Source organism: Microbacterium sp. B35-30, from assembly GCF_010634855.1.
GTDB lineage: Bacteria > Actinomycetota > Actinomycetes > Actinomycetales > Microbacteriaceae > Microbacterium.
Map to the genome: position 1 here is coordinate 1 of NZ_MWLQ01000016.1, position 13,869 is coordinate 13,869.

Genomic DNA, 13,869 nt, shown 5'->3' on the forward strand with positions numbered 1-13,869 from the left:
GATCTCGCTACGCTTCGATCACGAGCGGGACGATCATCGGCCGGCGGCGCAGGGACTGGTTGACCCAGCGGCCGATCGTGCGGCGCACGATCTGGGACAGCGCGTGCGGATCGCGGACGCCCGACTGGGCAGCCTCGGTGAGGGCTGCGGCGATCTTCGGCTTGACGGCTTCGAACACCGCATCGTCCTCGGCGAACCCGCGCGCGTGGATCTCGGGGCCCGAGATGACCTTGCCGGTAGAGGCGTCGACCACCACGATCACCGAGATGAAGCCCTCTTCGCCGAGGATCCGGCGATCCTTGAGGTCGGCATCCGTGATCTCGCCGACGGTCGACCCGTCGACGTAGACGAACCCGAGGTCGAGCTGGCCGACCATACGGGCTTCGCCGCCCTTGAGGTCGATGACGGTGCCGTTCTCGGCGAGCAGCGTGCGCTCGGGGGCGATCCCGGTGTCCTGGGCGAGGCGCGCGTTCGCCATGAGGTGGCGGTACTCGCCGTGCACGGGCAGCACGTTCTTCGGCTTCAGGATGTTGTAGCAGTACAGCAGTTCGCCGGCGGCCGCGTGGCCGGAGACGTGCACCTTGGCGTTGCCCTTGTGCACGACGTTCGCACCGAGCTTGGTCAGGCCGTCGATGACGCGGTAGACCGCGTTCTCGTTGCCCGGGATGAGGCTCGACGCCAGGATGACGGTGTCGCCCGGACCGGGCTCGATCGCGTGGTCGAGGTTCGCCATGCGGCTGAGCACGGCCATCGGCTCGCCCTGCGAGCCGGTCGACATGTAGACGATCCGATCGTCGGGGAGGTCGCGCGCCTTCTTGTAGTCGATCAGCACGCCCTCGGGCACGTGCAGGTAGCCGAGGTCCTCGGCGATCGTCATGTTGCGGAGCATGCTGCGGCCGAGCAGCGCGACGCGCCGGCCGTGGGCCGCCGCGGCGTCGAGCACCTGCTGCACGCGATGCACGTGGCTGGAGAAGCTCGCCACGATCACGCGGCGCGGCGCCTTGCCGATGACCTGGTCGAGCACCGGCCCGATCGAGCGCTCCAGCGGCGTGAAGCCGGGGACGTCCGCGTTCGTGGAGTCGACGAGGAACAGATCCACGCCCTCTTCCCCCAGCCGTGCGAATGCGCGCAGGTCGGTGAGGCGGCCGTCGAGCGGCAGCTGGTCCATCTTGAAGTCGCCGGTCGCGAGCACGGTGCCCGCGGGGGTGCGGATCGCGACGGCCAGCGCATCCGGGATCGAGTGGTTCACCGCGATGAACTCGAGCTCGAACGGGCCGAGGTTCTCACGCTGCCCCTCGGCCACCGTGAGGCTGTACGGCCGGATGCGGTGCTCCTTGAGCTTCGCCTCGGTCAGCGCCAGGGTCAGGCCCGAGCCCACGATGGGGATGTCGCTCTTGAGCTTCAGCAGGTACGGCACGGCGCCGATGTGGTCCTCGTGACCGTGCGTGAGCACGACGCCGACGATGTCGTCGAGGCGCCCCTTGATGGGCTCGAAGTCCGGCAGAATCAGGTCGACGCCGGGCTGGTGCTCCTCGGGGAACAGCACGCCGCAGTCGACCACCAGCAGCTTGCCGCCGTACTCGAAGACGGTCATGTTGCGGCCGACTTCGCCGAGGCCGCCGAGCGGGACGACCCGGAGGGTGCCCGCTTCGAGCTCCGGCGGGTCGTACGGGTTGGTGGGCATTGTGAAGCCTCCTCCGGATGCCGCGGCATCCGTTCATCAGCGTGCCGTCGCCCGATCGGCGACGGCACTTCGTCATCTCGTCGTGCCTGAGACCTTCGGCAGCGCACCGCCGGCGGCGGCGTTGCGGTCGGGACGGAAATTCGAGAAATCTGCGCCGGGGACACCCGTCACGAGGGCCAGCTCGTCCTCGATCTTGGCGGCCTCCCACTCCTCCGGCCCCACGAGCGGCAGGCGCACGCGCGGGCTGCCGATGCGGCCGAGGCCGTGCAGGATGTACTTCGCCGACACGGTGCCGGGCACGTGCGTCATGACGGCGCGCACGAGCGGCTCGAGCTGCATGTGCGCCGCGGTCGCGGTCTTCAGGTCTCCGGCGTTCACGGCGTCGATGATGGCACGGTACGGCGCGGGGGCGATGTTCGCGGTGACGCCGATGAGACCCACCGCGCCGATCGCGAGGTGCGGCAGCACGTTGGGGTCGTCGCCCGAGAAGTACATCAGGTCGGTCTGGTTGAGCACGCGGCTGACCTCGCTGAAGTCGCCCTTGGCGTCCTTGATGGCGAGGATGTTCGGGTGCTTGGCGAGGCGCAGGATCGTCTCGTACCGGATCGGCACGCCCGTGCGGCCCGGAATGTCGTAGAGGATCACCGGCAGATCGGTGGCGTCGGCGACGAGGCGGAAGTGCGTGAGGATTCCGGCCTGCGTGGGCTTGTTGTAGTACGGCGTGACGATCATGATGGCGTCGGCGCCGACCTTCTCGCTGGCCTTGTAGAGCTCGATCGCGTGCGCCGTCTCGTTGGAGCCGCCGCCGGTGATGATCTTGGCTCGCCCGGCTGCGACATCCTTTCCGACCTCGACGAGACGGATCTTCTCCGCGTCGGTGAGGGTCGACGTCTCGCCCGTGGTGCCGGTGACGACGATGCCGTCGGCGCCCGCGCCGATGACGTCGTCGATGTGCTTCTCGACAGCGGGCCAGTCGACTTCGCCGTCGGCCGTCATCGGAGTGACGAGCGCGACGAGAACCTGTCCGAATGGGTTTCCCGTATGCGTCATGCCTTCAGGTTATCGGCTCGGAGGCTCGCCACTCCTCCCCGTATGCGTGCCCGCACGCATACGGAGGGGACGGATGCCGCGCGACGCGGCATCCGTCCCCTCCGGTGTCAGCGGATCAGGAGCAGGTGCCCGCCGGAGTGGCCCGCATCACGAGCGTGTCGTACGACGTGGCCGTGTCGACCCAGACGACCGTCGAGCCGGTGTCGGCGGCGGCACGGTCGGTGAAGCCGGAGCTGCACGTCACCTTGCCGAGCGACTTTCCGTCGAGCGTGTACTGCAGCAGCGCCGGAACCCCGCCGCCCAGGCGCTCGCTGTCGCCCTCGGACGTCACCGTGATCGTCGTCGACGTCGCGACGAGATCGTGGATGTGGAGTCCGCCGACGTTGCTCTCCGGCACGATGTCGCTCCACGCGCCGCCCGCGACCGGGGCCTTGCGGATCGCGCTGTAGGGGTCGTTGCGGTCGTCGGCACCCCAGACGACCGACCCGCCCGCGATGGTCGGACGGATGATCGACCCCTGCGTCCGGGGGCCGACCTCGATCACCGCGCCGGTGTTGACGTCGAGCACCTCCACCGCGGTGAAGATCCGCGTGTAGGTGCCGTCGGGTAACGACACCTCGGTCGGGAACTCGCGAGCGTACGCGAGCTTGCCGGCCGTGATGTCGGGCACTCCGGTGGCGGTGCCCGGCAGGAGCGTGGCGGTGGCGCTGCCCAGTTTCGCGAAGCCCACCCGGCGGGACCCTTCTGTGTCGAGGCCGTCCCACGCCACGACGCCGTCGGATACGCGCACGTTGAACAGGGTCGTCGGGGTCGTGTAGACGACCTGCTCGGGGCCTCCCGCGAGCGACTTCGCCATCACCTGGGATCCTGCCGGCGAGAACCGGATCCAGACGACGGTCTTGCCGTCGGTGTCGGGGTAGACATCGGTCCACTCTCCGGGTGTGCTCACGAGGGCCGGCTTGACCTTGCGGTCGATCGTGCCCGCGTAGATGCCGAGATAGCCCGAGCCGTCGAGGCTCGGCACGTCGGCGATGGTCCACCATCCGCCGCCGGCACCAGCCCACGAGACTCCCCGGTAGTCGGTGAGGTTCTCGAAGAGGACGGTCCCATCGCGTCCCAGCTGCTTCTCCCACCCGGTCACGATGCCCCGGGAGTCGAACGCGGCCTGCACCGACTTCAGGTTCTTGCCCTTCAGGCCCTGAGCCTTCGCCGCGGCGAGCACGGCGTCGCGGGCCTGAGTGAATCCGTCGAGCGGAGTCAGGTAGTCCGTGAGGGCGCGGTAGATGATCGGGTCCGCCGTCTCGCCGCCGAGCGACTCACGGATGTCCCACAGCGCGCCGCCGAAGATCGTCGAGTTCAGGTGGACGCCGCCCGCGTCGTAGAAGTACGGGTAGCCGGCGAAGTTGGCGATGCCGGCGCCGTCGTCGAGGTCGCGCAGCGCGCACGCCGTCGGCGACGCGGCGTAGCAGAGGTCTTCGCCGAGGAGGCTCGCGTTCGGGTCGCTGAGGGGCGTGCCCGTGGCATCGACGTCGATCGCATTGCCGAAGTAGTCGGCGAACGCCTCGTTCAAGGCACCGGACTGACCGACGTACACGAGTCCCGCCGTGTGCTGGACGACGCCGTGGGTGAGCTCGTGGCCCTGCACGTCGAGGTCGGCCGTGAACGGTTTGAAGCTCCAGCCGTCACCGGCGCCGTAGGCCATCTGGTAGCCGTCCCAGTAGGCCTGGTTCCAGGTCGTCCCGCCCTCCCACTCGACGAGGCCGACGATCGAGCGGATCTCCTGTCCTTTGCCGTCGATGCTGTCGCGCCCGAGGCGGTTCTTGAAGTAGTCGTACACCTGACCGGCGCCCCAGTGGGCATCGACGGCCCCCATGGTGGTCAGCTCGGCCCCGAGCGCTGCCGTCGGCGACGAGGCGAGCTCGGCACCGGCAGGGATCGTTCCGTTCGGGTACGAGTAGCCCACGACGCCCGAGGCGTCGTACGTCTCGATGGGGGTGCCCGGGCGGGTCGTGTCGCGCAGCAGGAACGCGCCGCTCGCCGGGTCCTGCGTGAGGTTGACCGGCACATCGACACCGGTGAGCAGCGTCCCCGTGCCGTCCGCTCCGGTGCCCTCGTCGATCGCTGCTGCGGCGGCGGCGGGGGTGGCGGCCCCCGCGATCCCGAAGGTCTGGATGCCGCTGTACTGCAGCGTCGGGAAGCCGGTGGTCGCCTCGATGTACACCTCCTGCACGACCGGGGCGCCCGTCGCATCCGTGCCGCGCACGGTCACGTGTCGCGTGAGGACGCCCGCACCCTGCGGCAGGACGACCAGACCCTGGTCCGACCCGGTGAGCGCGGCCTTCGTCTCGCCGCCGACGGTGCCTGCGGCCTTCCCGCCGTACTGCACCGCCTGAACCGCACGCTCCACGGCGAGCTCCGAGGAGATCTTCGGCTCGACGTCGACGGTCAGGTCGGTGAAGTACTGCCCCGAGGTTCCCGTGACGATCCGCTCGGCATCCTTCTTCTTCATGCGCACGATGTACTGTCCGCCGAGCACCTCGACGCCTCCGTGCTGCTGTGTGAAGCGCACGGTCTCGTCGGTGCCGACCTCTGTCACGTCGGTGACGACGAGATTCGTCTCGACCGACGGGATGTGGTACCGATCCTTCTTCGCCTTGAGGTGTGCCAGGGCGGCCTTGTCGGCGGGTGCCTTGGCGTCGGTCGGCTCGGCGATGCCGTCGATCAGCGTCGGCGTGTCGGACTCCGGCGCGGTGGCGACCGGAGCGGCGGCCGCGGACGGGGCGGGACCGGATGCTGCGGCGGGGACGACGGCGGCGAGCACGAGAGCCGTGCCCACCAGCGCCGAGCACGCGGCGAGTTTCGCGGGGCGTTGCATTTTTCCTCCAGTTGTGGGGTGGAAGCTGCCGGCGGGTTCGCCGGCCGTCACCGAGCCGACCGGGTGAGGTCGACCGGCAGATAGGTGCGGCTCGCCCGGCCCGCGTCCGAGTCGACGAGCAGGGTCGCCGCGTTGGCGCCCGTCGCCGCGAGGGATCCCTGGACCTTGACCTTGAACGTCTTGCTGCCGCCGGGCTTGAGGGTCGCGGCGTCCTGGTTCGCATCCAGCCAGGGGATGTCCGCGAACGTGGGATCCTCCACGTTGAGCCGCCACATGAGGCCGTTGTTCATATCGACGACCCAGAGGTTGCCCGCCTCGTCGAACTCCATGCCCGCAGCACCCTGCGGAGACAGGTAGGTGTCGACGGTGCGGTACCGCGTGCACGTCGCCGGCGAGTCCGGGTCGACCTGCACCAGCTGCGGTGCCTCTCCTCCGAAGGTGGAGTACCAGAGTGTGTCGGAACCGACGTTGTAGGCGAACCCGAGCGCCGCCTCCGGCACGGCGCAGGCGTTCACCACCTTGCCCGGCTGGGCGTGGGTGGACCCGGCCACCGTGAGCACGGTGCCGACATAGGCGCTTCCGAGGTAGAACACGTCGTCGACCGGGTTGTAGGCGAGCGCGCTGTAGGCCTGCTGGTCGGCCCAGTACCCCGTGATGACCCGTGTCTGGACGCCGGATTCACGATCGAAGCAGTGGATGCTCCAATCACCGCCGTTCACGATCTGGCACATGTCGCCCGATCGACTGTCGAAGGCGAGCTCGAGCCGGTCGGCGCCGTCCATCTCGGCGACGTGCGGGGCGTCGCCGAGGCGCTCCCCCGTGACCGAGTAGAGCCCATTGCGCTGCTCCATCCAGTCCGATACCCAGAGCCGTCCGTCGTACCCGACGCCGAACACGCTCGACACCGGCATGGTGCTCCAGACGCCTTGGACCGGCATGCCCGCCTCCGGCGCCGAGAGCTGCGGGTTGCGCGGCATCTCGTCGAACGACAGGTGCAGCGGCGCGGAGCCCGAGTTCGTCACGGTGACCTCGACCCACTCGCTTCCGCGCCCGTCGGAGGTGAGCGACAGCTGCGACGTCGACAGGCTCGCGACCCCGGTCTTCAGCGCCGGCGAGAACGACGCGGCATCCATCCACGAGGCCAGCTCGACGGTCTGCGAGGCGGTCGCGTAGTTCGGTGCGGTCACGGTCACCTGCGCGGTGCCGACAGGAACGGCGAGCTCGTACGTGCCGTCGCCCGAGGTCGACGTGGTTCGCGTCGTTCCGTCCGCGCCCGCAGCGGCCACGGTGGCGCCCGCGACGGCGGCGCCGTCGTTCGCGTCGGTCACTGTCCCCGTGAGCCACGCCCGTTCGTCGCGCGTGAACCGGATCTGCCGCCCCGCCTGCAGGACGGGCTCGTACCGCGAGTACTGGGCGCCGACCTCGGATCCCTCGGCCTCGATCCCGACCGACGCGTTCCACCCGGCGCGTTCGGCGTCGGCTCCCACACCGTCCCCGTACGAGAACAGGACGTCGCCGTTCGCGACCAAGGTCGTCGAGAAGGTGAGCCGCTGGTCGGGAGAGAAGATGAGGAACACGTTGCGCCACTCGATCGTCACCGCGGGCATGCCGTCGACCGTCGTCTCGGCCGCGAGGATCGCGGAGGTGCCGTCGAGATCGAGGAGCATCCAGAACGGCGCGATGACACCGCCGGGAACCACGCCGCCCGGGTACGGGATCGGTCGCTGCCCGGGCCACTGCCCCTCGAAGGATGCGAACGAGACGAATCCGTTCGCAGACACGTAGGCCGTCGAGTAGCGGTCGTCGAACGACGGGAAGGCGAACGGCAGCTCGATCGCTGCAGCACCCCCATTCGCCCGAATGTCGAGGACCTGGCTTCCGGCGGGGAGTGGGGCGTCGGTGGACGTGCACGAGTACCCGCCCGAGAAGGCGACCCGCTCGAGTGCGGCATCCACCGTCTCTTCGCCGTCGACGACGACAGTCCGCTCCAGCGGCGCGACGCAGCGATCGCCCGTCGTGGTGAGCGTGAACGAACCGGCAGGCACGTCGTCGATCCGGTACCGGCCGGCGGCGTCGGTCGTCGCAGCAGGGAGCGGCCCGTTCAGAGCGACCGTGAGCCCTGCCATGGGGTCACCCACAGCATCCGTCAGCGTGCCCGAGACGGTGTGCCGGGTCGCGGTGGCGAGGCTCGCCGAGGCGTCCGAGCTCTCGCCGTCGGCGATGGTGACCTCGAGGGATCGGGCGGCGAACCCGAACGACGCGAGGGTCACGTCGTACGCACCCGGCACCAGCGGCAGTGCGAAGGTGCCGTCGGACTCCGTCTTGGTGGAGCGGCCGAACTCACCGTCGGCGACGACGTCGACGCCGACAAGCGGCGTGCCGTCGGCATCCGTCACCGTGCCGGCGAGTGTGCCGGCGCCGGTCGGGGCGGCGGCGATGAGCGCCGCGGCGTCCAGCTTGCCCTCGCCCCACACCGCGTTGTCGTCGGCGTCGCCGCCGCAGCGGGTGTCGTCGACGTCACGCGCGGTGCGGTCGAGCAGTTCGCGAGTGGCCGGGATGTCGCCCACGAGCGCCGGGGCCGCGCTCCAGAGCAGCGCGACGGCGCCCGCCAGGTGTGGTGCGGCCATCGACGTGCCCGTTTCCAGACGGTAGCCGCCTCCCGCAGAAGCCGAGCGGATCCGCACACCCGGCGCGGAGATGTTCGGCTTCACTTCGCCGTCCTGCCCGGGGCCACGGGAAGAGAAGTAGCCGATGTCGCCGTCTTCGCCGTACGCGCCCACGGAGTAGGTGACATGCTGCGAGCCGGGGTTGCCGGCGGTGTCGCACGCCGGGCCGGAGTTGCCGACCGACCACGCGCTGAAGATGCCGGAAGCATCCCACGCCGCGATGATGTCGTCGAAGAACGGGTCCTTCGACGCGGGGTCGCCCCAGGAGTTGTTCACGATGTGCGGACGCTTCGACGGGTCGCCGTTCGCCCAGTCCTCGGAAGTATCGGTCGGGGCGAGCATCCACTGCGCCGAGAGCATGAGACCCGTCTGCGAGCACTTGACGCAGCCGTTCGCCGCGATCCAGGTGGCGCCGGGTGCGACGCCGATGCGTTCGCCGTCGCCCGCGTCGCCCGTGATCGTCCCCATCGTGTGCGTGCCGTGGCCGTCGACATCGCACGGCCCGTCGGCCCAGCCGCACCAGCGGTCGATGTCGAGCCAGTTGTAGTCGAGCTCCAGCGAGCCGTCGGCCTGCAGCCCGCGGAAGCGGTCGTGCAGCGACGGATGCGTCACATCCACGCCGCTGTCGATGTTGGCGACGACGATCCCCTCGCCGGTGATGCCCTGCGCCCAGACGGCGGGCGCGCCGATCTCGTCGACGCCCCATGCGACGCCGTCGGCGTTCGCGCCCTCGCCTGCCGCGGCCGGCACCGATTCGACCGGCTCGGCGTTGCTATAGGTCGTGACCTCGCGGATCTGCGACACCTCGCTGTGCGCCGCGAGCATCGTCGCGAGCGCCAGGTCGCCGCCCGTGACCAGCACCGCATTCGACACCCAGAACGACGTGAAGGCGGCGCCGGCCGCATCCAGTTCGGCGACCACCCCGGCCTGAGACTCCTCGGCGTGCGCGCGCAGCGTGTCCCGCACCGCGGCACCCCGCTTGTCCCAGTCCGCGATGGCCGAGGCCGTTGCGAGGTCTGCCCGATCGGCGAAGCGCACCCAGAACGACGCGGTCGCCGCCTCCGTGAGCTGCGACTCGGCCTCGTCGGTCAGCTTCTCGCGCGCCGCTTCTTCCGTCGGCGTGCCGGCGTCGGGGAGGATGCCGTGCCGCCATGCGCCCTCCCCCATGTGACCTTCCGGCAGTCCTGGTGGGGGTGGCTCGGTCGCCGCGGCCGGCGGCGATCCGAGGAGGGTGGCGACGAGCGTCGCGGCGGCGAGGACGGCGGCGACAGTGCGGGGTCTGCGCTGGAGGAAATGACGCACGAGGGTCCTTCGATCGGGGCGCCGACGATGCGCGGCGCCGACGGCGAATCCGGTTGAGGGGATGAGGCTCATGCTGGGCCCCCCGCGAGTCGAGCGACAAGGGCGCTTCGGGGTCAGCTCATGGGCGAAAACTTTCTGTTGCCGCCGGTCCATGAGAGCGCTCTCACGGAATCGTTAACCCGCGGGAATGTGGCATGAGGCAGATGAAACACTCGACTGCTAGACAGGTCAGGTCTTCATCGGCGGCGAAAGGACGTGGCGTGTCGAGCGGAGTGGTGCAGGAGGCTGACGAGGTGCTGGTGCTCTGCGTGGGAATGCCGCTGCGGCATGTGGGTGAGCTCGCGAAGCTGCTCCGCGATCTGGCGGTCGTCGTCGCGGCGCCGGACGTTGAGGGCGCACTCACGCTGCTGCGTGACGTCCACGCAGGCCAGGACGATCCGGCTCAGCCGCCGCGCGCGGTCGTTCCTTCGGCGCTCGACGCCCACGCCGTCGGCCCCGCGGCACCGCTGATCATCGGGACACTGCGGATCGCCTCGGCCTCCCGCGAGGTCTCGGTGGCCGGCATCCGCGTGCACCTGTCGGCGCAGGAATTCGACCTGCTCGCCGCCCTCGCCTCCGACACCCACCGTGTCTGGTCGTTCGAGGACCTCACGGCACAGGTCTGGCAAACCGACTACCTGGGAGATCGCGAGCACGTCAACTCCGCGATCAAGAGGCTCCGTCGCCGTCTCGCCGGGCGTCCAGGGATTCGGATCGTCTCCGTGCGCGGGGTCGGCTACCGCCTGATGGTGGGAGGCGCGTCGTCGGTGCCGACCCCCCTCTCCGACGCCCTGCGTCGCTCACAGCGGCGGCCGCGCACCGACGACGCTGCAGAGGACGCCGCGTGATCTACCGGCCGCGCTCGCCGATGCGGGCCGCCAGGGACGGCGGCGCAAATCGTGCCAAGGTGACGAGGGCCTTGTAGCGGCGCGACGGGATCGACACGGCTCTGCCGCGGGCGACGTCGCGCAGCGATTCCGCCACCACGTCGCGGGCGTCGAGCCACATGGCGTCCGCCACACCTTCCTCGCCTGGGGCCAGCCCCAGGCGCTCGTGGAAGTTCGTGTGGGTGTACCCCGGGCACACCGCAGTGACCGTCACGCCGCGCGGGCCGTAGCGCCCGTTCGCCCAGCGGCTGAAGCTCACGAGCCAGCCCTTGCAGGCGCCGTACGTCGACCGCGGGATGAATGCCGCGACCGATGCGACGTTCACGATCCGGCCGTGGCCGCGCGCCAGCATCGGGCCGAGTGCGGCATGGGTCAGCCGCATCGGCACCTCGACGTGCAGCTGCAGGTGGCGGACCTCGTCCTCGACGTCGTTGCGCTCGAATGCCAGCGGCAGGCCGAACCCGGCATTGTTCACGAGGATCTCGATCGGCCTCACCTCATCGGCGACGCGTGCCTCCACCCGCTCGCGCTGGCGGGGCTTCAACAGGTCGGCGACGACGACTTCGACCTCCACGCCGTAGGTCGATCGCAGCCCTACCGCGAGCCGATCGAGCGCCTGCTTGTCGCGGGCGACGAGCACCAGGTGCGCGCCCCTCGCCGCCAGCTGTCTCGCGTACTCCGCGCCGAGTCCCGAACTCGCACCGGTGATGAGCGCCGTCTTCGCCATGCGCGTCAGCCTATTGGCGTGGGCCTTCGGAGCGCTCAGGCGGCGCAAGTCGCAGGAACCGATAACGGATGCCCGAACTCGAGGTGTGCCACCCTTCGACCGGGTCCGTCGAGATCGTGCGCCAGTCGGTGCGTTCGGGCGCCTGCGTGTCGCCCTGGATCTCGAGATCGAGCTCGGTGACCTCCAGCAGGTCGGCCAGATCGATCGCCTCGCGGAACAGCTCGCCCCCGCCGATGACCCAGATCCGATCCGGGTGCCCCTCGGCGGCCAGCGCCAGTGCGGACTCGAGCGAGGCCGCGCGCTCGGCACCGGCATCCTTCCAGTCAGCCCGTCGGGTGACGACGATGTTGCGCCGGCCCGGCAGCGGGCGGAATCGGTCCGGGAACGACTCCCAGGTGCGGCGGCCCATGACGACCGGCGCCCCGAGCGTCAGGGCTTTGAAGTGCGCGAGGTCTTCGGGGACGTGCCACGGCATGCCGCCCTGCGCGCCGATGACCCCGTGGTGCGCCTCGGCCCAGATCATGCCGATCCGGCGGATGCGGACACCGCCGGCACCCGCACCGCCGCCGCGCGTGAGGGGAGTCGTCATACCGCGACGGCGCCGCGGATCGCGGGGTGGTGCTGATAGTCCTCGACCACGAAGTCCTCGTAGCGGTAGTCGAAGATCGAGTCGGGCGTGCGGGCGATGCGCAGAGTGGGGTACGAGTAGGGCTCACGGGTCAGCTGCTCGCGAACCTGCTCGAGATGGTTGTCGTAGATGTGGCAGTCGCCGCCCGTCCAGACGAAGTCGCCCGGCTCGAGCCCGGCCTGCTGCGCCACCATGACGGTCAAAAGCGCGTAGGAGGCGATGTTGAACGGGACGCCGAGAAACAGGTCGGCGCTGCGCTGATAGAGCTGGCACGACAGCTTGCCGTCGGCGACGTAGAACTGGAACAGCGCATGGCAGGGTGCGAGCGCCATGTCGGGGATGTCGGCGGGATTCCACGCCGAGACGATCAGCCGCCGGGAGTCCGGGTTCGCGCGGATCTGATCCAGCACGAGTGCGATCTGATCGATGTGCTCACCCGACGGCGTCGGCCAGGAGCGCCACTGCACGCCGTAGACCGGGCCCAGCTCGCCCGCGGCATCCGCCCACTCGTCCCAGATCGAGACGCCGTTCTCCTGCAGCCACGCGACGTTGGACTCGCCCCGAAGGAACCACAGCAGCTCGTACGCGATCGACTTGAAGTGCACGCGCTTCGTGGTGATGAGGGGGAACCCCTCGGACAGGTCGAACCGGATCTGCCGGCCGAACGCACTCGTGGTGCCGGTGCCGGTGCGGTCGTCCTTGTGCGTGCCGTTCTCGAGCACGTCTCGCAGCAGGTCCTCGTACGGGGTGGGGATCGGCGTCGTCACGGCTGCCACGATACCCGCGGCCCGCGACGTGCGGGCCGGGGCCGCGCCGCGGCCGGCCGACACGACCTGCGTGTTGCGGCGAACGCGACTTATTCACACACATACGGCCCCTTGACAGCCGAAAAGGGTTAGCCTGATCTGCTGTGACCCTGGTCGGAGCCCTCATCGCCCTCGCCGTGCTGCTCGCGGCGACGGTGGCGCTCGGCGTCTTCCTGAACTGGCGCCAGTCCCACGCGCGCCACAACGTCGAGCACGAGGTCATCGAGCCTGCCCGCCTCGGCGCCGACGGGCTCGGCGAAGTCGCGACGCTCCTGCAGTTCAGCACCGAGATGTGCGCGCGCTGCCCCGGGGTGCACCGCACGCTCGCCGACATCGCCGACGGTCACGACGGCGTGCGCCACCTCGACGTCGATCTCACGCATCGCCCCGACATCGCCAAGCACTTCCACGTGCTGCAGACGCCGACAACGCTCGTGCTCGACCGTGACGGCGTCGTGCAGACCCGCTTCGGCGGCGCCCCCAGCCGCGACGTGCTCGAGCTCGAGCTCAACCGGCTGATCGCGGAGGATGCGAGTGTCTGAAACCGCAGCCGCAGCCCCGCGCGGTATCGACCCCCGCGGCCCCCGCTTCGGCGCTGCCATCACCTCGGTGCTGCTGCTCGTCGTGGTGTTCCTCGGACTGACCGGACTGTCGACGAGCCGCGTCTCCGACATCGATCCCGGATTCGTCATCGGCGGTCCGTGGCTCATCAGCCTCGCCACACCGCTCGAGCGCTTCCTCGACCCCGCCTTCCTCCTCCTGCTCCTGGTCGCACTCCTCTTCCTGTGGGGAGTGCTGTCGCCGCGCACCGCGCCGTGGGGCGTCCTGTACCGCAAGGTGATCGCGCCGCGTCTCGCACCCCCGACCGAGCTCGAGGATCCGCGCCCGCCGCGCTTCGCGCAGGGCGTCGGCCTGTTCGTCTCCGTCATCGGGCTCGTGCTGCACCTGCTCGGCGTTCCCTGGGGTCTCACGATCGCCGCCGCGGCCGCTTTCGTCGCCGCCTTCCTCAACGCCGTGTTCGGGCTGTGCCTCGGCTGCCAGCTCTACCTGCTGCTGCAGCGCGCGGGGATCGTCGGACGCGCGCGTCCCGCCGCGGCCTGACGCCCTGCGCCGAGAAGGGTGAGAAGGTCGCGACACGAGCGGCTCGAACCGTCGCGGCGCGGCATCCGACGCTTTAGGCTGACGCGAGACGCCCACCACCCGGG

The 13,869-nt window shown here is 70.1% G+C and carries 10 protein-coding genes; 3 read left to right on the forward strand and 7 right to left on the reverse strand.

The window, feature by feature from the left end; all coding sequences use genetic code 11:
- Positions 1 to 7: 7 nt before the first annotated feature.
- The 4 genes from B2K11_RS08660 to B2K11_RS08675 form a co-directional block, all read right to left on the reverse strand.
- Positions 8 to 1,684: a ribonuclease J gene (locus B2K11_RS08660; protein WP_163617879.1), complete on the reverse strand. Its 1,677-nt coding sequence runs from the start codon at positions 1,682 to 1,684 to the stop codon at positions 8 to 10.
- A gap of 72 nt (positions 1,685 to 1,756) precedes the next feature.
- On the reverse strand, positions 1,757 to 2,734 hold the full coding sequence (gene dapA, locus B2K11_RS08665) for a 4-hydroxy-tetrahydrodipicolinate synthase (RefSeq protein WP_163617880.1): 978 nt from the start codon (positions 2,732 to 2,734) through the stop codon (positions 1,757 to 1,759).
- 115 nt (positions 2,735 to 2,849) lie between these two features.
- On the reverse strand, positions 2,850 to 5,609 hold the full coding sequence (locus B2K11_RS08670; protein WP_163617881.1) for a M4 family metallopeptidase: 2,760 nt from the start codon (positions 5,607 to 5,609) through the stop codon (positions 2,850 to 2,852).
- Between the two features lie 47 nt (positions 5,610 to 5,656).
- Positions 5,657 to 9,577 carry a S8 family serine peptidase gene (locus tag B2K11_RS08675; RefSeq protein WP_163617882.1) on the reverse strand — a complete coding sequence of 1,307 codons (3,921 nt, stop codon included), beginning with the start codon at positions 9,575 to 9,577 and terminating at the stop codon, positions 5,657 to 5,659.
- Between the two features lie 260 nt (positions 9,578 to 9,837).
- Here B2K11_RS08675 and B2K11_RS08680 point away from each other — a divergent pair, with 260 nt between their 5' ends.
- Positions 9,838 to 10,464, forward strand: coding sequence for a winged helix-turn-helix domain-containing protein (locus tag B2K11_RS08680; protein ID WP_163617883.1), 627 nt, complete (start codon positions 9,838 to 9,840; stop codon positions 10,462 to 10,464).
- 1 nt (position 10,465) lies between these two features.
- Here B2K11_RS08680 and B2K11_RS08685 read toward each other — a convergent pair whose 3' ends face one another.
- From B2K11_RS08685 to B2K11_RS08695, 3 genes are read right to left on the reverse strand one after another with little or no spacing between them, the layout of a single operon-like run.
- Complete coding sequence (locus B2K11_RS08685; protein ID WP_163617884.1) at positions 10,466 to 11,230, reverse strand: SDR family oxidoreductase; 765 nt, start codon at positions 11,228 to 11,230, stop codon at positions 10,466 to 10,468.
- A gap of 10 nt (positions 11,231 to 11,240) precedes the next feature.
- Positions 11,241 to 11,819 carry a dihydrofolate reductase gene (locus tag B2K11_RS08690; RefSeq protein WP_204260063.1) on the reverse strand — a complete coding sequence of 193 codons (579 nt, stop codon included), beginning with the start codon at positions 11,817 to 11,819 and terminating at the stop codon, positions 11,241 to 11,243.
- Positions 11,816 to 12,625 carry a thymidylate synthase gene (locus B2K11_RS08695; RefSeq protein ID WP_163617885.1) on the reverse strand — a complete coding sequence of 270 codons (810 nt, stop codon included), beginning with the start codon at positions 12,623 to 12,625 and terminating at the stop codon, positions 11,816 to 11,818. The genes B2K11_RS08690 and B2K11_RS08695 overlap by 4 nt, the downstream gene beginning before the upstream one ends.
- A 143-nt stretch (positions 12,626 to 12,768) precedes the next feature.
- Here B2K11_RS08695 and B2K11_RS08700 point away from each other — a divergent pair, with 143 nt between their 5' ends.
- On the forward strand, positions 12,769 to 13,206 hold the full coding sequence (locus B2K11_RS08700) for a thioredoxin family protein (RefSeq protein ID WP_163617886.1): 438 nt from the start codon (positions 12,769 to 12,771) through the stop codon (positions 13,204 to 13,206).
- A complete protein-coding gene (locus B2K11_RS08705; RefSeq protein ID WP_163617887.1) occupies positions 13,193 to 13,765 on the forward strand; it encodes a DUF4395 domain-containing protein in 573 nt (190 codons plus the stop codon). The genes B2K11_RS08700 and B2K11_RS08705 overlap by 14 nt, the downstream gene beginning before the upstream one ends.
- The last annotated feature ends 104 nt before the right edge of the window (positions 13,766 to 13,869 follow it).